Source organism: Streptacidiphilus sp. P02-A3a, assembly GCF_014084105.1.
Taxonomy (GTDB): Bacteria; Actinomycetota; Actinomycetes; order Streptomycetales; family Streptomycetaceae; genus Streptacidiphilus.
On sequence record NZ_CP048289.1, the window covers coordinates 2,755,357 to 2,773,768 of the forward strand.

The 18,412-nt window shown below is 72.8% G+C and carries 20 protein-coding genes; 9 read left to right on the forward strand and 11 right to left on the reverse strand.

All coding sequences use genetic code 11. The annotated features are described in order from the left end of the window. The first annotated feature begins 64 nt into the window (after positions 1-64). The 3 genes from GXP74_RS12490 to GXP74_RS12500 are packed head-to-tail and all read left to right on the forward strand — an operon-like array spanning position 65 to position 3,864. Complete coding sequence (locus tag GXP74_RS12490; RefSeq protein WP_182451556.1) at positions 65-1,369, forward strand: aspartate aminotransferase family protein; 1,305 nt, start codon at positions 65-67, stop codon at positions 1,367-1,369. After that, on the forward strand, positions 1,366-2,793 hold the full coding sequence (gene hydA / locus GXP74_RS12495) for a dihydropyrimidinase (RefSeq protein ID WP_182451557.1): 1,428 nt from the start codon (positions 1,366-1,368) through the stop codon (positions 2,791-2,793). Before GXP74_RS12490 ends, hydA begins: the two co-directional genes overlap by 4 nt. Before the next feature lie 60 nt (positions 2,794-2,853). Then, a complete protein-coding gene (locus GXP74_RS12500; protein WP_182451558.1) occupies positions 2,854-3,864 on the forward strand; it encodes a TIGR03842 family LLM class F420-dependent oxidoreductase in 1,011 nt (336 codons plus the stop codon). Here GXP74_RS12500 and GXP74_RS12505 read toward each other — a convergent pair. Together GXP74_RS12505 and GXP74_RS12510 are read right to left on the reverse strand one after the other, a co-directional pair. Then, positions 3,858-4,241 (reverse strand): DUF427 domain-containing protein, encoded by a 384-nt coding sequence (locus GXP74_RS12505; protein WP_182451559.1) that lies wholly within the window; start codon positions 4,239-4,241, stop codon positions 3,858-3,860. The genes GXP74_RS12500 and GXP74_RS12505 overlap by 7 nt on opposite strands. A 54-nt stretch (positions 4,242-4,295) precedes the next feature. After that, complete coding sequence (locus GXP74_RS12510) at positions 4,296-4,688, reverse strand: PPOX class F420-dependent oxidoreductase (RefSeq protein ID WP_182451560.1); 393 nt, start codon at positions 4,686-4,688, stop codon at positions 4,296-4,298. A 227-nt stretch (positions 4,689-4,915) separates the two neighbouring features. Between GXP74_RS12510 and GXP74_RS12515 the strand changes: the two genes are divergently transcribed. Further along, entirely contained in the window at positions 4,916-6,136 is a 1,221-nt protein-coding gene (locus tag GXP74_RS12515; protein ID WP_182451561.1) for a cytochrome P450, read from the forward strand. Positions 6,137-6,166: 30 nt separating this feature from the next. On the opposite strand, the gene GXP74_RS12520 is transcribed toward GXP74_RS12515, so the two are convergent. Genes GXP74_RS12520 through GXP74_RS12540 form a run of 5 tightly spaced genes read right to left on the reverse strand, consistent with a single transcriptional unit; the run spans position 6,167 to position 10,412 of the window. Beyond that, complete coding sequence (locus GXP74_RS12520) at positions 6,167-7,450, reverse strand: cytochrome P450 (protein ID WP_182451562.1); 1,284 nt, start codon at positions 7,448-7,450, stop codon at positions 6,167-6,169. Then, positions 7,447-8,070 (reverse strand): ATP/GTP-binding protein, encoded by a 624-nt coding sequence (locus GXP74_RS12525; RefSeq protein WP_182451563.1) that lies wholly within the window; start codon positions 8,068-8,070, stop codon positions 7,447-7,449. The genes GXP74_RS12520 and GXP74_RS12525 overlap by 4 nt, the downstream gene beginning before the upstream one ends. Continuing rightward, complete coding sequence (locus tag GXP74_RS12530; RefSeq protein WP_182451564.1) at positions 8,051-8,410, reverse strand: DUF742 domain-containing protein; 360 nt, start codon at positions 8,408-8,410, stop codon at positions 8,051-8,053. The genes GXP74_RS12525 and GXP74_RS12530 overlap by 20 nt, the downstream gene beginning before the upstream one ends. Further along, positions 8,407-8,808, reverse strand: a complete 402-nt coding sequence (locus GXP74_RS12535) for a roadblock/LC7 domain-containing protein (protein ID WP_182451565.1) — start codon at positions 8,806-8,808, stop codon at positions 8,407-8,409. Before GXP74_RS12535 ends, GXP74_RS12530 begins: the two co-directional genes overlap by 4 nt. Then, the gene (locus tag GXP74_RS12540) at positions 8,805-10,412 is read right to left on the reverse strand and encodes a sensor histidine kinase KdpD (protein ID WP_182451566.1); all 1,608 of its coding nucleotides are present in this window, start codon (positions 10,410-10,412) and stop codon (positions 8,805-8,807) included. The genes GXP74_RS12535 and GXP74_RS12540 overlap by 4 nt, the downstream gene beginning before the upstream one ends. A 367-nt stretch (positions 10,413-10,779) precedes the next feature. On the opposite strand from GXP74_RS12540, the gene GXP74_RS12545 reads away from it, so the two are divergent. Then, positions 10,780-11,859: a hypothetical protein gene (locus GXP74_RS12545; protein ID WP_225448603.1), complete on the forward strand. Its 1,080-nt coding sequence runs from the start codon at positions 10,780-10,782 to the stop codon at positions 11,857-11,859. On the opposite strand, the gene GXP74_RS12550 is transcribed toward GXP74_RS12545, so the two are convergent. From GXP74_RS12550 to GXP74_RS12560, 3 genes are all read right to left on the reverse strand, one after another. Further along, positions 11,849-12,505, reverse strand: a complete 657-nt coding sequence (locus GXP74_RS12550; RefSeq protein ID WP_182451568.1) for a TetR/AcrR family transcriptional regulator — start codon at positions 12,503-12,505, stop codon at positions 11,849-11,851. The genes GXP74_RS12545 and GXP74_RS12550 overlap by 11 nt on opposite strands. 128 nt (positions 12,506-12,633) lie before the next feature. Continuing rightward, a complete protein-coding gene (locus GXP74_RS12555; protein ID WP_225447880.1) occupies positions 12,634-13,542 on the reverse strand; it encodes an acyl-CoA thioesterase II in 909 nt (302 codons plus the stop codon). A gap of 88 nt (positions 13,543-13,630) precedes the next feature. Further along, positions 13,631-14,104, reverse strand: coding sequence for a pyridoxamine 5'-phosphate oxidase family protein (locus GXP74_RS12560; RefSeq protein WP_182451570.1), 474 nt, complete (start codon positions 14,102-14,104; stop codon positions 13,631-13,633). 130 nt (positions 14,105-14,234) lie between these two features. Here GXP74_RS12560 and GXP74_RS12565 point away from each other — a divergent pair, with 130 nt between their 5' ends. Further along, the gene (locus tag GXP74_RS12565; protein ID WP_225447881.1) at positions 14,235-15,047 is read left to right on the forward strand and encodes an enoyl-CoA hydratase/isomerase family protein; all 813 of its coding nucleotides are present in this window, start codon (positions 14,235-14,237) and stop codon (positions 15,045-15,047) included. A 39-nt stretch (positions 15,048-15,086) separates the two neighbouring features. Then, on the forward strand, positions 15,087-15,788 hold the full coding sequence (locus GXP74_RS12570; protein WP_182451572.1) for a hypothetical protein: 702 nt from the start codon (positions 15,087-15,089) through the stop codon (positions 15,786-15,788). Positions 15,789-15,810: 22 nt separating this feature from the next. Here the strand turns inward: GXP74_RS12570 and GXP74_RS12575 are convergent, their stop codons facing one another. Beyond that, positions 15,811-16,284 carry a MarR family winged helix-turn-helix transcriptional regulator gene (locus tag GXP74_RS12575; protein ID WP_182451573.1) on the reverse strand — a complete coding sequence of 158 codons (474 nt, stop codon included), beginning with the start codon at positions 16,282-16,284 and terminating at the stop codon, positions 15,811-15,813. An 83-nt stretch (positions 16,285-16,367) separates the two neighbouring features. Between GXP74_RS12575 and GXP74_RS12580 the strand changes: the two genes are divergently transcribed. Further along, the gene (locus GXP74_RS12580; RefSeq protein ID WP_182451574.1) at positions 16,368-16,823 is read left to right on the forward strand and encodes a hypothetical protein; all 456 of its coding nucleotides are present in this window, start codon (positions 16,368-16,370) and stop codon (positions 16,821-16,823) included. After that, positions 16,820-18,388, forward strand: a complete 1,569-nt coding sequence (locus GXP74_RS12585; RefSeq protein ID WP_182451575.1) for a multicopper oxidase family protein — start codon at positions 16,820-16,822, stop codon at positions 18,386-18,388. Before GXP74_RS12580 ends, GXP74_RS12585 begins: the two co-directional genes overlap by 4 nt. Positions 18,389-18,412: the final 24 nt, after the last annotated feature.

Here is an 18,412-nt window from a genome sequence, read left to right on the forward strand (position 1 = left end):
AGGCCCGTCCTCGAAGCCCGCTCCCGAAGCCCGCTCCCGAAGCCCGGAAGAGGAGACGAGTCGTATGTCCGAGCTCATCCGTCGCCACCGCGCGGTCACCCCGGCCTGGCTGGCGCTGTACTACGACGAGCCGATCGAGCTGACCCACGGCGAGGGCCGCCACGTCTGGGACGCCCAGGGGCGGCGCTACCTGGACTTCTTCGGCGGCATCCTGACCACCATGACCGCGCACGCGCTGCCCGAGGTCACCAAGGCCGTCGCCGAACAGGCCGGCCGGATCCTGCACACCTCCACCCTCTACCTGTCCACGCCCATGGTCGAACTCGCAGAGCAGATCGCCGAGTTGTCCGGTATCCCGGACGCCAGGGTGTTCTTCACCACCTCCGGCACCGAGGCCAACGACGCGGCGCTGCTGCTGGCCACCGCCCACCGCGGCTCCAACCAGGTGCTGGCGATGCGCAACAGCTACCACGGACGGTCGTTCACCACCGTCGGTATCACCGGCAACCGCGCCTGGTCGCCGACCAGCCTCTCGCCGCTGCAGACCCTGTACGTCCACGGCGGGGTGCGTACCCGGGGCCCGTTCGCGGGGCTGTCCGACGCCGAGTTCATCGCCGCCTGCACCGCCGACCTGGAGGACCTGCTGGGGCAGGTCGGCGGCTCGGTCGCGGCGCTGATCGCCGAGCCGATCCAGGGCGTCGGCGGGTTCACCTCCGGTCCGGACGGGCTGTTCGCCGCCTTCAAGCGGGTGCTCGACCGGTACGGCATCCCCTGGATCAGCGACGAGGTGCAGACCGGCTGGGGACGCACCGGGGACCACTTCTGGGGCTGGCAGGCCCATGCCGAGGCCGGGCCGCCCGACCTGCTCACCTTCGCCAAGGGCATCGGCAACGGCCTGTCCATGGGCGGGGTGGTCGCCCGGGCCGAGATCATGGACAGCCTCGGCGCCAACTCCATCTCCACCTTCGGCGGCAGTCCGATCACCACGGTCGGCGCCCTGGCCAACCTCCGCTACCTGCTCGACCACGACCTCCAGGGCAACGCCCGCCGCACCGGCGGGCTGCTGCTGGAACGGCTGCGCGCGGCGGAGCTGCCGATCGTCCGCGAGGTGCGCGGGCGCGGGCTGATGATCGGGGTGGAACTGGTCGACGAGGCGGGTGAACCCTCCTCCGCTGCCGCCGGGTACACCCTCGAACACGCCCGCGAGCTGGGGCTGCTGATCGGCAAGGGCGGCCCGGCCGGGAACGTGCTGCGGATCGCGCCGCCGATGACGCTCACCGCCGCCGAGGCGGCCGAGGGCGCCGAACTGCTGATCGAGGCGCTGCGTCGGGCCCAGTCCCAACTCTCCGCCCAGAAGGGGGCATCGTGACCGCCGTCCGGTCCCACCAGCGCACCGTCATCCGCAACGGGCTGGTCGTCACCGCCGCCGAAGAGGTGCACGCCGACGTCCTGATCGAGGGCGAGCGGGTCGCCGCGCTGGCCGCCACCGGCAGCGGGGCCGCGCGGGCCTGGACCGCCGACACCGAGTACGACGCGGCCGGGCACTACGTCATCCCCGGCGGGGTCGACGCGCACACCCACATGGAGTTGCCGTTCGGCGGCACCGCCGCCTCGGACACCTTCGAGACCGGCACCCGCGCCGCCGCCTGGGGCGGCACCACCACGATCGTCGACTTCGCGGTGCAGTCGGTCGGCCGCTCGCTTCGGGACGGCCTGGACCGCTGGCATGCCAAGGCCGAGGGCAACTGCGCCATCGACTACGCCTTCCACATGATCATGTCGGATGTCACCGAGGACAGCCTCAAGGAGATGGACCTGCTGGTGGAGGAGGGGGTCACCTCCTTCAAGCTGTTCATGGCCTACCCGGGGGTCTTCTACAGCGACGACGGGCGGATCCTGCGCGCGATGCAGCGCTCCGCGGTCAACGGCGGTCTGATCATGATCCACGCCGAGAACGGCATCGCCATCGACGTCCTGGTCCAGCAGGCCCTGGCCGAGGGGCGGACCTCGCCGCGCCACCACGGTGAGGTCCGGCGTGAACTACTGGAGGCCGAGGCCACCCATCGGGCGATCCAGCTGGCCCGGGTGGCCGGGGCCCCGCTGTACGTGGTCCATGTCTCCGCGGAGCAGGCGGTCGCCGAGATCGCCACCGCCCGCGACCTCGGCCTGAACGTCTTCGGCGAGACCTGTCCGCAGTACCTATTCCTGTCCACCGACAACCTCGCCGAGGCCGGGGCCGACGGCTTCGAGGGTGCCAAGTACGTGTGCAGCACCCCGCTGCGACCGCGTGAGCACCAGACCGCGCTCTGGCGCGCGCTGCGTACCAACGACCTGTCGGTGGTCTCCACCGACCACTGCCCCTTCTGCTTCGCCGGGCAGAAGGAGCTCGGCCGGGGGGACTTCTCGAAGATCCCGAACGGGCTGCCCGGCGTGGAGAACCGGATGGACCTGCTGCACCAGGCGGTGCTCGACGGGCACATCTCCCGCCGCCGCTGGATCGAACTCGCCTGCGCCACGCCCGCGCGGATGTTCGGCCTCTATCCGCGCAAGGGCACCATCGCCCCGGGGGCGGACGCGGACATCGTCATCTTCGACCCGCACGAGCGGTACACGATGTCGGCGGCCACCCACCACATGAACGTCGACTACTCGGCCTACGAGGGCCGACAGGTCACCGGACGGGCCCGGACGGTGCTGTCGCGCGGCAGCGCGGTCATCGAACAGGGCGAGTACCGGGGGCGGCCCGGCCACGGTGCCTACCTGCCGCGCGGCACCAGCCAGTACCTGATCTGACCCGCCGGGGCGGCGGCGTCCGCGCCGCGCCCGCACCGGCACCACGGAAAGGAGCCACTGATGGACTTCGGCCTCGTCCTGCAGACCGATCCGCCCGCGCGACTGCTCATCGACCGGATGAAGCGGGCCGAGGCGGCCGGATTCAGCCACGGCTGGACCTTCGACTCGGTGGTGCTCTGGCAGGAGCCCTTCGTCATCCACAGCCGGATCCTGGCCGAGACCGAGCGGCTGAAGGTCGGTCCGATGGTGACCAACCCCTCCACCCGCGCCTGGGAGGTCACCGCCTCGCTCTTCGCCACCCTCAACGACATGTACGGCAACCGCACGGTCTGCGGCATAGGGCGTGGGGACTCGGCGGTGCGGGTCGCCGGGCGCAGGCCCGCCACCCTGGCCCGGCTCGGCGAGGCGATGCACGCCGTCAAGGAACTCGCCGAAGGACGCGAGGTGGAGATCGACGGCACCGCCGTGCGGCTGCCCTGGGTCCGCGACGGCGCGCTCCCGGTGTGGATGGGCGCCTACGGCCCCAAGGCGCTGGAGCTGACCGGGCGCCAGGCCGACGGCTTCATCCTCCAGTTGGCCGACCCGTTCCTCACCGAGTGGATGGTCAAGGCGGTCCGTTCGGCGGCCGAGTCGGCCGGGCGGGACCCGGACGCGCTGACCATCTGTGTGGCCGCGCCCGCCTATGTCACCGACGGCAGCCCGGAGCAGCTGGCGCACGCCCGGGACCAGTGCCGCTGGTTCGGCGGCATGGTCGGCAACCACGTCGCCGACCTGGTCAGCCGCTACGGCGAGCACTCCGGCCTGGTGCCCGACGCGCTCACCGACTACATCAAGGCCCGGGAGGGCTACGACTACAGCCACCACGGACGCGCCGACAACCCCGACACGGCCTTCGTCCCGGACGAGATCGTGGACCGCTTCTGCCTGGTGGGCCCGCTGTCGGCGCACCGCGAGCGGCTGGAGCGGCTCCGGGAGCTGGGGGTCGACCAGTTCGCGGTCTATGCCATGCACGACGCCATCGAGGAGGTCATCGACGCCTACGGGAGCGGGATCGTCCCGCTGTTTCACTGAGGGCTCTGCTCGGCGATCCCGTCGACGCGGTCGGGGTAGAAGGCCACGTGTCCGCTGATTTCGGCCACGGCCGGGTAGGGGGTCTCGTACGCCCAGACCGAGTCCGCCGAGCGCTCGCCCCCGGCGGGGACGCTGTAGTAGCTCGCCTCGCCCTTGTACGGGCAGTAGCTGGTGGTGCTGGTGCGCTCCAGCAGGGAGCGGTCCACGTCGGTGAGCGGGATGTACTGCACCGCCGGGTAGTTCGCCTCGCGCAGGGTCAGCGCGCGGCGGGTGTCGGCGACCACCCGGCCCGCCACGGTGACCACGACGTGGCCCGGGTTGGGCTCGACGGTGATCGGATGGTCGGGGCCGGGGACCAGTACGGGCTTGTCGGTCATGGCCGGTGCCTCTTCTCTGTCTCGGGTCGGGCGCGTTCCGGGGTCGGGCGCGGGTCAGCCGGTGCCGCTGATCCGCTCGGGCTCGATCACCAGGATCACCCGGACCTGGTCCCGGCCGCCGTACCAGGCGTACGGGCCGCCGGTGTAGCGCTGGGCCAGCTGCTCGATGTGGTCGACCGCGCCCTCGGTGGTGATCTCCAGGACCCGACCCCGGATCTGGAAGTAGCGGGAGGGGTTCGCCGGGTCGGAGACCGCGAGGGCCACGCGCGGATCCCGGCGCAGGTTCCTGACCTTCAGGTGGGTCTGCACACTGTTGACGAGCACCCGCTCACCGTCGGTGTCCACCCAGGTCTGCGTCACCTGCGGCGAGCCGTCGGCCATGGAGGTGGCGACGTAGCAGGTGCTCGCCCCTTTCAGCAGGTCGAGCAGGTCGTCTGTGAGTGTCACGAGGGGCTCCCGGCCGAGCGAAGGGAAACGATTCTTCTCCATGATCCCCCTGATGCTCCCGGATGTGCCCACGGAACCGCAGGATCATGCTGGCAAAAAATACATGCCAATCATTCTAATGATCGACAGGGCTCAGTAGGGTGTTCGGCGCACCTCGACCCCGCACGTCGCCCAGAACGCGCCCAGTACGTCGCCCCCCGCGCAGGCCTCTCAGCAAGGAGCACCCAGTGACAACTGCCCAGCAGGCCCCGGACATTCTGTCGGCGGAGTTCGCCGCGGACCCCTACGCGTCCTACCGGACCATGCGTGAGCAGTTCCCACTGATCTGGCACGAGGGGATGCAGAGCTACGTCATCTCCCGGTACGAGGACGTCGAGAAGGCGTTCAAGGACCCGGTCTTCACCAGTGACAACTACGACTGGCAGATCGAGCCGGTGCACGGCCGCACCATCCTGCAGATGAGCGGGCGCGAGCACTCGGTGCGGCGGGCGCTGGTCGCCCCCGCCTTCCGGGGCAAGGAGCTCCAGGAGAAGTTCCTGCCGGTGATCGAGCGCAACGCGGCCGAGCTCATCGACCGGTTCCGCGACGCCGGGGAGGCGGACCTGGTCAGCCAGTTCGCCACCTGGTTCCCGATCAACGTGATCGTCGACATGCTCGGCCTGCCGCGCGAGGACCACGCCCGCTTCCACACCTGGTACACCTCGGTGATCGGCTTCCTGGGCAACCTCAGCCAGGATCCGGAGGTGACCGCCGCCGGGCTGCGGACCAGGCAGGAGCTGGCCGCCTACATGATTCCGGTCATCCAGGAACGGCGCGCCAACCCCGGTGACGACCTGCTGTCCACCCTGTGCACCGCGGAGATCGACGACACCAGCATGAGCGACGAGGACATCAAGTCCTTTGTCAGCCTGCTGCTCGCGGCCGGTGGCGAGACCACGGACAAGGCCATCGCCGGGGTGTTCCGCAACCTGCTCGCCCATCCGGAGCAGCAGGCCGCCGTGCGCGCGGACCGGGGGCTGATTCCGGCCGCGTTCGCGGAGACGCTGCGGTTCACCCCGCCGGTCCACATGATCATGCGCCAGCCCTCGGAGGACGTGGTGCTCAGCGGCGGCACGGTGGCCGCGGGCAAGACGGTGACCTGCCTGATCGCGTCGGCCAACCGCGACGGGGAGCGGTACGCGGAGCCGGACCGCTTCAACATCTTCCGCGAGGACCTGAATACGGACAACGCCTTCTCCGCCGCCGCCGACCACCTGGCCTTCGCGCTCGGTCGGCACTTCTGCGTGGGCGCGCTGCTGGCCAAGTCCGAGATCGAGGTGGGCGTCAACCAGCTGCTGGACGCGCTGCCCGAGCTGGCCCCGGCGGACGGGGTGATCCCGGACGAGCAGGGCCTGTTCACCCGGGGCCCGGGCTCGCTGCGGGTCCGGTTCACCCCCGGCGCGGCCTGAACCGCGCCGGGGCCCGGCCCCGTGGACCGGTCAGATCGAGGTGAACTCGACCGGCAGCGCGGCCGGGCCGCGCATCCAGATCGACGGACGCCACTGGATCGCCTCGGCCGGCACCGTCAGCATCACGTCCGGGAGGCGGTCGAGCAGGACCTCGACCGCCGCCCGGGCGATCACCTCCGCCAGCTCCGGCGCGGGCACCGGGCAGCGGTGCTCGCCGTGGCTGAACGAGAAGTGCGCCTGGTTGCCCACCGAGCCCGCGCTGAAGTCGGGCTGCACCGCCGGGTCGGTGTTGGCCGCCGCCAGGCCGAGCACCAGGCAGTCGCCCTTGCGGATCCGCTGCCCGGCGAGCAGGGTGTCCCGGGCGGCCCAGCGGCCGACGAAGTTCTGTGTCGGGGTGTCCAGCCACAGCACCTCGTTCAGCGCCTGGCTGACGCTGCGGCGCCCACCGGACAGGGTGACCGCGAAGCGGTCGTCGGTGAGCATCAGCCGCAGGGTGTTGCCGATCCAGTTGGAGGTCGGCTGCTGCCCGGCCGCGATGATCGAGATCATGTCCTGGATGATCTCCTCGTCGGCCAGACCCGCCGGATGCCAGAGCATCCGCGACGGGACGTCGGGGCCGGGCCTGGACCGGCCGCGCTCCAGCAGCCGGGCCATGGCGTCGTGGATCCGCTGGTACGCGTCCACCGCGCCCGGGCCGTCGTCCAGCGAGGCGGCCATGTCGCGTTCCAGGTCGAAGATCTGCGACTGGTCCAGTCCGAACAGACCGGCCACCACCCGCAGCGGGACCTGGGCGGCGTAGTCGGCCATCAGCTCGGCCGAGCCCGCTCCGGCGAAGCCGTCGATCAGCGCGTCGGCGACCCGCTCGCTGTCCGCCCGCAGCTCGAACAGGTCCACCTCGGAGAGCACGTCGGTGATCGCCCCGGCCCGCCGCTGGTGCTCGGCGCCCTCCTTGAAGAGCACCGAGGGGGTGTAGACGACGTACGGCAGCAGCGGCCAGTCCGCGGGGATCCGGTCCCAGGCGTGCCAGCGGCGGGAGTCGCGGGCGAACAGCTCCGGGTTGCTGGTCACGTAGTGGACCTCGCGGTAGCCGAGGACCAGCCAGGCCGGGATGTCGCCGTCCAGCAGGATCGGCGCGACCGGGCCGTGTTCGCGCCGCAGCGTCCGGTACAGGTCGGCCGGGTCGCTCTGGAAGACCGGTGAGTGCATCCGGGCCGCCCCGCCCAGGCCGAGCGACTCCGGGCCCAGGTGCACCGGGCAGCCGGTCGCGACCGGCGCCGGAGCCGTTTCGGCCGAGGGCTCCTGATGGGTCGTCACGAAGGGGTCTCCTCGGAGGAAAGGGAGTGCAGGTGGCGGACGAGGGCGATCAGCACGTCCCGGCTCGACTCCCGCTGCCGCGCGTCGCAGTCCAGCAGCGGCACGTCCGGGTTGAGCGACAGCGCCTCACGGATCTGGTCCAGTGAGTGCTCGGGCGGGTCGAAGTTGTTGCGGGCCACCACGAACGGCAGGCCGTGGTGCTCCAACCGGTCGATGGCGTACCAGGAGTCGGCCAGCCGCCGGGTGTCGACCAGGACCACCGCGCCGAGGGTGCCGGAGAACAGCCGGTCCCAGAGGAACCAGAACCGCTCCTGGCCGGGCGCGCCGAACAGGTAGAGCACCATCTCGTCGTCCAGGCTGATCCGGCCGAAGTCGAAGGCGACGGTGGTGGTGGACTTGGTGCTGACCCCGCTGGGGTCGTCGATGCCGACGCTCGCCTGGGTCATCACCTCCTCCGTGCTCAGCGGGCGGATCTCGCTGACCGAGCCGACCATGGTGGTCTTGCCGGCGCCGAAGCCGCCGACGATGACGATCTTGAGCCCGTCGCTGGCGGTGTCGCGCAGCGGCCGCGCGGCCGGGCTCGGCCCGGGCGCTGTCGGGTCAGAGGTTCTGGAGGCCAACGAGCACTCTCTTCAAGGTTTCGGGCGGCGGGAGTTGGCTGCCGCGCCCGGACGACTGCGGATGGCGGGCGGTGATCCGGCCCGAGTCGAGCAGGTCGCACAGCAGGATCTTCACCACGCCGACCGGCAGGTTCAGCAGCGAGGCCAGCTCCACCACGGCGACCGGACGCGCGCACAGCCCCAGGATCCGGACGTGCTCGGACTGCATCCCGACGCTGGGTTCGCTCTCCTTGACGATCAGCGTGACCAGGTCGAAGGACTGCTCGTGGGAACGGGTGCGACCCCCGGTGACGGTGTAGAGCCGGTCCGGGTCGCCGCTGTCGACCGGGCGGCGGATCATGCCAGCGGCCTCGGCTCGGCCCGCAGGTGCTCGCCGATCTGTTCGATCAACTCGTTCATGTTGTGCCCGACCGCGCCCGCGTCGGCGTCCTCGGCGGCGATCACCGCGAGGTGGGCTCCCACACCGGCCTCGACGATGAACAGGATCCCGCCGTGGAACTCGGTCATCGACTGCCGGACGCCGCCGGAGCCGTCGCCGAACTCCACCGAGGCGCCGTGGGACAGGCTCTGGATCCCGGAGGCGATGGCCGCGAGCTGGTCCGCCTGGTCCAGGGTGAGCCCGGGGGACAGGCAGAGCTTGAGCCCGTCCCGGGACAGGACCAGGGCGTGGCGGGCCCCCGGGGTCTTCTCCAGCAGGTTCTCCAGCAGCCAGTCGAGACTGCGGTCTGTGGTGCTCATTGGTCGGTGTCCTGTCCGTTCTGCGCTGACGGGGAGGCTGGAGCTGGGCGGATCGCGGCCTGGAACGCGCCGAGGCGGGACGCGTCGCCGGGGCGGGACGGAGCCCGCTCCGTGGTCGGCTCGGTCGAGCGGAGGGACGCCGCCAGGGTCTGCCCGCGCGGACGCTTGGGCAGCAGGCCGCCGCCGGCGGGGGCCGGTGCCGGGGCCGGAGCCGGGGCGGCAGCCGGGGCGGGGTCGGGGGCCGACGCGGTCGGCAGCGGCGGAGCGGTGGCGGCCGGAAGCGGTGGGGGCGCGGCGGAGGCGGCGGACGGCGCCGTCGTGGCGGGATCCTGGGGGCGGGCGAGCACGTGTTGCGGGATGAGCACCACCACGCCGGTGCCGCCGCGGGAGGAGGGGCGGAAGGAGACGGTGAGCCCGTGCTTGCGGGCCAGGCAGCCGACCACCGCGAGCCCCAGCCTGGTGCCGGACAGGGTGGTCAGGTCCAGCGGCTCGGCGGACACCAGCCGCTCGGCCCGGGCCAGCGTCGCCGCGGCCATCACCAGGCCGCCGTCCTCGATGGTGACCACCACGCCGGTCTGCGTCTCCTGGGCGTAGACGTGGACCTCCTCGGTGGGCGGCGAGAAACTGGCAGCGTTGTCCATCAGCTCGGCCAGCAGGTGCATCACACCCTCGGCCGCGTACCCGGCCACAGCGGCGCCGCTGGAGAAGTGCAGCCGGACCCGCTGGTAGGCGCTGATCCGGCCCATCGCCCCGCGCAGCACGCTCTCCAGCACGATCGGCTTGGTCCACCGGCGGCCGGAGCGGGCACCGGTCAGCACCGCGATGCTGTCCGCCAGCCGCCCGGCCTGGGCGGTGCCGTGGTCGAGCTGGAGCAGGTCGCCGAGGACCTCCTCGCTGTGCCGGTTCTCCATCTCGCGCAGGTCGGCGAGCATGCTGGTGGCCAGCGCCTGCACCCGCCCGGCGGCGTTGGCGCAGGCGGCCATGGAGGAGGCGCGCAGCCGCTCGCTGGCGGCGACCTCGCGCACCAGCGTCTCCAGGATCAGCAGCTGGGTCGGGTCGAGGTCGTCCGGGGCCTGCGCCAGCGTGGTGTCGGCCGACGCGCCCGCCCGCAGCCGTTTCACCGCCTGCGGGATCACCTGCTCCGCCAGCCGCTCCGTCCCCGCCGCCGACTGCCCGCTGCTGGACGCGAGTTCCCGCAGCTCCAGCTCCAGCGCCGCGCCCGCGGCGCGTTGCGTCTGCACCTCGCGGCGCAGCGAGGACTCGGCCAGGGCGGCGGCCCGCCGGACGCTCTCCGCCTCCGCCTGGGCCCGATGGGCGGTGTCCGCCTGCGCGGCCACGGCCTGCGCGGACTCGGCCCGCAGCGCCTCGGTGCGGCTGCGCAGCAGCCGGGTGGCGCGCGAGCGCGAGCCCAGCAGCGCCGGCAGGCAGGCGAGCAGTACGCCCGCCGCCGCTCCGAAGCAGGCCATCGGCCACCGGTCGGCCGGGACGGCGTCGGCGGTGGCCCAGACGGACAGGGCGCCGACGGCGGCCAGCGCGGCCAGTGGCAGGAGGAGGGAGCGCACCCGGTGCGAGCCCGGCACGTGGGCGAGCCTTTGAACAGACATCAATCGGTTCCTCGTAGCGCGCGGCCACAGCGGGGCCGACACGCGGATGCCAGGGGGAGTTGAGCTGACAGCTAGGCCATGAACGAAAGGATCGGATGACCGCGCGACCATACCTTATCTGTTCAAAACACCTGCATCACCAGTCAGTTGACACATCCGACCGGCAAGCGCAGGGGTCGGCGGGGCACGATCGGACGCCCTCGAACCGGGGCGTCGCACGTCAGGCCGGTCGGCGGGCCGGGCGCGGGGGCGGGTGGCGGCGGCCGCGACGGCGGTGATCGGCTCATATTCTGATCCCGGGGACCGGCCACCGACCGGCCGCCGCGTCGGGCCGCCGCATCAGGAAGTGGAGACACCGTTGAGAATCGTGCTCGGTCTGCTGGGGGCGCTGGTGGTCGCCGGTTCCTTCTCCTCGGTGGTGCGCACCCTGGTGCTGCCCCGGCCGTCCCGCTCCAGCTTCACCAGCCTGGTCCGGCGGGCGCTGTTCGTGCCGTTCCAGGCGTTCGCGGACCGCTGCGGCAGCGTGGAGCGGAAGGACCGGGTGCTGGCGCCGGTCGCCCCGCTGTCGATCCTGGTCACCCTGGTCCTCTGGCTGGCGTCGTTCATGGTCGGCTACGCGCTGCTGGAGGGGGCGGTCAGCCACCTCGGGGTGAAGTCCGCGCTCAGCGAGGCCGGGTCCTCGCTGTTCACCCTCGGCTTCGCCAGCAGCAACCGCAGCGCGCTCACCGCCGTGGACTTCTGCGCCGCGGCCACCGGACCGATCGTGATCGCGCTGCAGGTCGGCTACCTGCCCTCGCTCTACGGCGCCTACGCCAAGCGCGAGTCCGAGGTCACCCTGCTCCAGTCGCGGGCGGGCAGCCCGCCGTGGGGGCCGGAGATCCTGGCCCGCTACGCCCAGGTGGAGCTGACCGACTCGCTGGTGAGCCTGTTCGTCAACTGGGAGCGGTGGAGCGCCGAGGTGGCCGAGAGCCACACCACCTACCCGGTGCTGATCCAGTTCCGCTCGGCCCGGGCCACCCGGAACTGGCTGGTCGCGCTGATCGCGGTGCTGGACGCGGCCGCGCTGCACCTGGCCTTCAACCCCTCGCGGCCGACCACGCAGGTCCGGCTGGCGCTGCGGGCCGGGTTCGTCTGCATGCGCGACCTCGCCGACGTGCGCGGCATCCCGTACAACCCGGATCCGCTGCCGGACGACCCGCTGGCGCTGACCTACGAGGAGTTCCTGCTCGGGGTGGCCCGGATGCGCGAGCAGGGCTTCCCGATGGAGCGCACCCCGGAGCAGGCCTGGCCGCACTTCCGCGGTTGGCGGGTCAACTACGAGACGCTGGCGTACCAGTTGGCCTACGACATCGAGGCCGTCCCGGCGCCCTGGTCCGGACCGCGGCGTACCGCCGAGGCCGTGGTCACGCCGACCACCCCGCTGGACCGCCGCCCGGTCAGCCGCTGAACCCCGGTGGTCGGGCCGCCGAGGCGTAGGGGGCGAGCAGCAGCCGGATGATCTCGTCCAGGTGCACGAAGGCGTCGGCCAGGGTGTTCCGGCCGGTGACCCAGGCGACCAGCTCGCTGTGCCAGGCGGAGTCGATCAGCAGCGGCAGCACCGTGCTCGCCGACGGCGGGACCTCCGGCATCACCGCCAGCAGCGAGGCGCGCCCGGCGCAGGCCATGGCGTCCACGGCCTCGCTGGCGAAGGGGTCGGTGGAGACCGTCACCGAGACCAGCAGGTGCGCCATGTTCGGCTGCCGCTGGAAGGCGCGCATCCCCCGGTGCACGAAGCGGACGACCCGGTCGGCCGTCCCCCGGTCGACGGCGGTCGGCAGCGGGGCGGACGCCCGCAGCTCGTTCGCCAGATCGGCCATCAGCTTTCCGCGCCAGTCGGAGACGGCGGACGCCAGCAGATGGTCCTTGGAGGAGAAATAGCGGTAGGTCGTGCCCAGGGCGACCCCCGAGCGCTCGCTCACCTGCTTCATCTGGACGCGTTCCACCCCGATCTCGGAGACGAGTTCGAGCGCTGCCCTGATCAGGTACTTCCGACGTTCCAACTGGCGGGGAGACATTGCCTCGACCGGCCGAGGGGACAGGTCAACCTTGGACACAACGCCCATGGTACCGGGAACGGTGTTGCAGGTGTATGACACCTCATCAGGTCATCTGACCGCGAGGTGCGCCCGCGGGGGCGCGGCCGGGCTGCAACGCTGTTCTCGTCGGGCCGCGCCCGGCGCGGTCAGTGGCGTCGCTCGCGGACCAGTGCCTCCTGCACCACCGAGGCGACCAGGCGGCCGTCGCGGGTGTAGAACTCGCCCTGGGCCAGCCCGCGGCCGTCCGAGGCGCTCGGGCTGCGCTGCGCGAACAGCAGCCACTCGTCCGCCCGGAACGGCCGGTGGAACCACATCGCGTGGTCCAGCGAGGCCAGGCTGATGGTGGTCGGGCCCTTGCGCTCGGCCCGGGGCAGTTGCAGGTGCATGGCGGCGGTGGAGGCCAGGGTCAGGTCGGACAGGTACGCCAGCGCGCAGACGTGCAGCAGCGGGTCGTCGCCGGGCAGCGGCGAGGCGGACTTCAGCCAGACGAACTGCTCCTCGACCCCGGCCTGCCGGTCCGGCAGCGTCGCCGAGCCGCGCGGGACCACCCGCATGTCCAGGGTGAGCCGGCCGGTGGTGGTCCAGTAGTCGCCGGAGCCGTTCCCCGGGTCGCCCCCGTCCGAACCGGCGTCGGCCCAGTCCGCGTAGGGGTCGGGCAGCAGCTCCGGATCGGGCAGCAGCGGCACCGCGCGCTGCCGCTCCTGGCTCCGCTCCGGGACCTTGAACGAGGCGGAGAGGGTGAACATCGCCTCGCCGCGCTGGATCGCGGTGACCCGGCGGGTGGCGTACGACCGGCCGTCGCGCAGCCGCTCCACCTCGTACACCAGCGGGCGGCGCGGGTCGCCCGGGCGCATGAAGTAGCCGTGCAGCGAGTGCACCAGCCGTTCGGGGGAGACCGTGCGTCCGGCCGCGACCAGGGCCTGCGCCGCCACCTGGCCGCCGAACGCGCGCAGTGGGGCGCCCGCGTGGCACCAGCCCCGGAACAGGTTCAGGTCGATGTCGTCGAGCCGGAGTAGGTCGACGAAGCCGGAGATGGCCTTGGGCTGATCGGTCACACGGGTCTCGTCCACCATCCGGCCATCGTCCCAGACCGACCGGGGAGGACCGCCGCCACCCGCTGTGAGCTGCGTTACCTTGCGTTTCTCAGCGTTCGAACCGGCCGCCCAGCCGGCTGAAGTCCCAACTGGTGAGCGTGCGCGGGGCGAGCCGCAGCCAGGCGTGCCGCCGGTCGTGGACCATGGCCGGGCCGAAGCCGTACTTGGCGGCGAAGAGCCGCTCCGGGAGCTCCAGGGCGGGGTTCGGCAGCCCGGTCCTGGGGACCTCGCCGACCCGCTCGACCTCGCCGGTCAGCTCCACCCCGCGCAGCTCGCCGTACTCCTCGCCGGAGTCGACCACCGCCGCGATCCGCGGGTCCGCCGCCAGTTCGGCCCAGCGGCGGCTGCGGGTGACCGAGTAGAGCCACAGGGCGGCGCCGTCCCAGGCGAACCAGAGCGGGGTGGCGTGCGGGCGGCCGTCGGCGGAGACGGTGGCGACCCGGCAGGTCCGCTGTCCGGTGAGGAAGGCGTCCCGTTCCTCCGGAGTCATCATGATCCTTCGGCCGTGGCGCTGCTCGGTCATGCCGGGCCTCTTCCTGCGGGGCGGGCGGGAGGGGAGGATGGCCCCGGGTAAGAGTAGAACGCGTTCTTGTTCCGAAAGCCAGAGCCGCCCTGTTCGAAAAGCCAGAGCCGCGACCGCCGGGAGGACCGCCGTGCGCCAGGATTTCGCCACGCTCCGCTGCGAGTTGAAGGAGCACGTGGCCTGGGTGGTACTGGACCGCCCCGAGGTCCACAACGCCTTCGACTCCCTGATGATGCGGGAACTCCGGACGCTCTGGCGCGAGTTGCGCGAGGACGACGAGGTCCGGGCGGTGGTCCTCACCGGCGCGGGCGACCAGGCCTTCTGCACCGGGGTGGACCGGCGCGCCCTGGCCGATCCGGAGCTGCCGATCGGCACCAGGGGCGGTAGCCCGCTGCACTTCGACGACCCGGGCGACTGGATCAGCCCCAAGACCGCCGGCGACCTGTGGAAGCCGGTGGTCGCCGCGGTCAACGGGATGGCCTGCGGCGGCGCCTTCTACCTGCTCGGCCAGGTCGAGTTCATCATCGCCGCCGAGCACGCCACCTTCTTCGACCCGCACACCAGCTACGGCATGGCCTCGGTCTTCGAATCCATGGCGATGCTCCAGCGGATGCCGCTGGGCGAGGTGATGCGGATGCAGCTCACCGGGGCGTACGAGCGGCTGTCGGCGCGGCGGGCCTACGAGATCGGCCTGGTGCAGGAGGTCGTCCCGGCCGCCGAGCTGCGGGCCGCGGCCGGACGGGTGGCCGCGGCGATCGCCGCGCAGCCGGCGCTGGCGGTGCAGGCCACGGTCCGGGCGGTGTGGTACGCCCAGGAACTCGGCTACCGGCAGGCGCTGGACGTGGCGAAGACGCTGGTCCAGCTCGGCAACGACCCGGCGGAGCTGGCGCGGGGGCAGGCGGCGTTCGCCTCCGGCGCGCGACCGCCGTGGCGCCTGCGGTAGCCGGTGCGGGCCCCGGGAGCGACGCGGTACCGTCCTGGCATGCCCCAGCAGCCCGCAGCCGTGCCCGGTGAAGCCGACCCCGACCGCCCCGGTCCGGTCACGGCGGACGACCTCGGCCTGGCGGTCCGGCTCGCCGTGGCCGCGCTGGTGCGGGCGCCGGTGAGCGCCTGGGCGGCCCGGGCCGGTTCGCTGGAGTGGGACTGCTGGGAGACGGTCGAGCACCTGAGCGACGACCTCTTCGCCTACGCGGTGCAGCTGGGCCCGGCGCGGCCGCCGATGGACGGCGAGGTGCCCTTCGTCTGGCGCAGCCTGCGCCCCGGCGGTCCGGCCAACGCCGTGCACGCGGACCGCGCGGCCGGGACCGCCGGGCTGCTCCAGGTGCTGGAGGCCTGCGGCGCGCTGCTGGTCGCCATGGTCCGGACCACCCCGCCGCAGGTCCGCGCGCACCACGTCTTCGGCGCGGCGGATCCCGAGGGGTTCGCCGCGATGGGGATCGTGGAGACCCTGGTGCACACCCATGACCTGGCCCAGGGGCTCGGCCTGGACTGGGATCCGCCCGCCGGGATCTGCGCCCGGGTGCTGCGGCGGCTGTTCCCGGACGTCCCCGGGGACGCCGCCGCGCCCTGGCCCGCGCTGCTCTGGGCCACCGGGCGGACGGCCCTGCCCGGACACCCGCGCCTGACCGACTGGCGCTGGTACGCCGCGCCCGCCCCGGAGCGGCCCCGACTGCCCCAGCGCTGAGCCGCGCCGGGGCCGCGCTGCCCTAGCTGGACGGCTGGTCCGGCAGCTCGCGGCTGTCGGCCGGGTCCGGGGCCTGGGCGAACCGGGTGAGCAGGGCGTGGAGTTGCCGCTGCTGCTCCGGTTCCAGGCAGTCGAGCAGGTCGCTCCCGGCCCGGTCGGCCCCGGCCCTTACCCGGGCCAGCAGCTCCCGCCCGGCCGGGGTGAGCTCCACCGCGTGCGCCCGCCGGTCGCGCGGATGCGGCATGCGCCGGGCGAGGCCGTGCGCCTCCAGCTCGTCGACGGTGCGTACCATTGTCGATTTGTCGCTGCCCATCAGGTCGATCAGCCGGCGCTGCGTCACCGGGCCCGCCTGGCCGAGCTGGAGCAGCACCCCGGCCTGTCGGTTGTCGATGCCGAGCGGCTGGAGCTGCGCGGCGAAGGCCCGGGCGGCGCGGCGGTGGGCGAGCCGCAGCAGCAGGCCGATCGAGCCGGGGGGCGAAAGCGGATGGGACTCCATGGCGTGTCAGTATAGGCTTCGCCTGAGATAGTTTCTTCTGGGACTATCTCATTAGGGACAAATTTGCCAGGTGAGGAGCGTCCATGGACGACCACTACTCCGCGCCGCGCCGCTGGTCGGCGCTGGCGTACCGGCTCTTCGCCACGGCCGCGGCGATGCTGGCCTGCGGGCAGCCGGTGCTGGCCGGCGGCTTCCTGCAGGGCCACTACTCGATGCTGGCGGCGCACCGGGACGCGGCGATGGTCCTGGCCGGGGCGCTGCTGCTGGCGCTGTCGGCGGCGGTGCTGAACTGGCGTACCGGCGGCGCCCCGGGGCGGTTGCCGGTGCTCAGCGCGGCGGCCCTGCTGCTCTGCGGCGGGCAGATCGGGCTCGGCTTCGCCCGGGAGCTGGTCATCCATGTGCCGCTCGGGGTGGCCATCGTGGCGCTGGTGCTGCGGACCGCCCTGCTCGGTTGGCGGCTGCCGCTGCCCCGGCGGACACCGGTCGCGGACCGGGCGGCATCCGCCGGGGCGGCACGCGCGGCGGAGGTCGACGCGTGAGCGCGGGACTGAGCCGACGGGGCTTCCTCGGGGTGGGCGCGGCGGCGCTGGCCGGGGTCGGCGGACTGGCCGCCGGTACGCCGTACCTGGGACAGCTGCTGGAACCCGGGCAGCCCGGACTGCTGCTGCCCAGCCGGGCCCCGCTGCCACGGGCGTTCCGGGCGGAGCTGCCGGTGCCGCCGGTGCTGGCGCCGGTCCGCAGCGACGCGACCACCGACTACTACGAGATCACCCAGCGACCGGCGCTGCTGCAGATCCTGCCCGGGCTCACCACCGAGGCGTGGACCTACCAGGGCAGTTACCCCGGGCCGACGCTGCGGTCCAGCTCCGGACGCCGGACCGTGGTCACCCACAGCAACCAGCTGCCGCATCCGACCGTGGTGCACCTGCACGGCGGGCACACCCCGACCGCCAGCGACGGCTACCCGACCGACCTGGTCCAGCCGGCCGGTGGCGGCACCGGCGGCCCAGCCGGGATGACCGGCATGGCCGGGACGGACACCGGCGACGGGCGGAGCCGGCGGACGTACACCTATCCGCTGGACCAGCGCGCCACCACCCTCTGGTACCACGACCACCGGATGGGCTTCACCGCGCCCAACGTCTGGCACGGCCTGGCCGGGTTCCACCTGGTCACCGATCCGGAGGAGGCCGCGCTGCCGCTGCCGCGCGGCGAGCGGGACCTGCCGCTGATGATCAGCGACCGCTCCTTCGCGGCCGACGGCAGCTTCGCCTACCCGGCGCTGGACGCCGCCCAGCAGACGCCCGGGGTCACCGGCCCCTACCTGAACGGGGTGCTCGGCGACGTGATCCTGGTCAACGGCGCGCCCTGGCCGGTGCTCCGGGCCGACCGGGCCCGCTACCGGCTACGGGTGCTGAACGGCTCGAACGCCCGCCGCTACACCCTGGCGCTGGACCCGCAGCCGCCGGGCGGCGGCGCGCTGCTGCAGATCGGCGGCGACGGCGGGCTGCTGGAGCGGCCGCTGGCGCACGACAGCATCGACGTCGCCCCGGCCGAGCGGTTCGACCTGGTCGTCGACTTCTCCCGCTACCCGCCGGGCAGCCGGGTCCGGCTGGTGAACACGCTCGGCAGCGGCGGCACGGCCCAGGTCATGCGGTTCGACCTGGAGGGCGCGGGCGGGACCGACGACGCGCGGGTCCCGGCGGAGCTGTCCGCCGTCGCCGCGCTGGACCCGCGCCGGGCGGCGGCCACCCGCGACTTCGTGTTCCAGAGGTCCGCCGACGGTTGGACCATCAACGGCGACGCCTACCGGCCCGGACGCTACCTGGCCCGGCCCCGGCTGGGCAGTACCGAGGTGTGGCGCTTCGTCAGCGACTTCCACCACCCGGTGCACCTGCACCTGAACCACTTCCAGGTGGTCAGCCGCAACGGCGGGGCCCCGGGCCGCTACGACGCGGGCTGGAAGGACACGGTGGATCTGCGCCCGGCCGAGGCGGTCGAGGTCGCGGTGCGGTTCACCGACTACCCGGGGCGCTACCTGCTGCACTGCCACAACCTGGAGCACGAGGACATGGCGATGATGGCGGACTTCCGCACCGAGTGAGGGCCGTCGCCGGGGCCCGCCAGC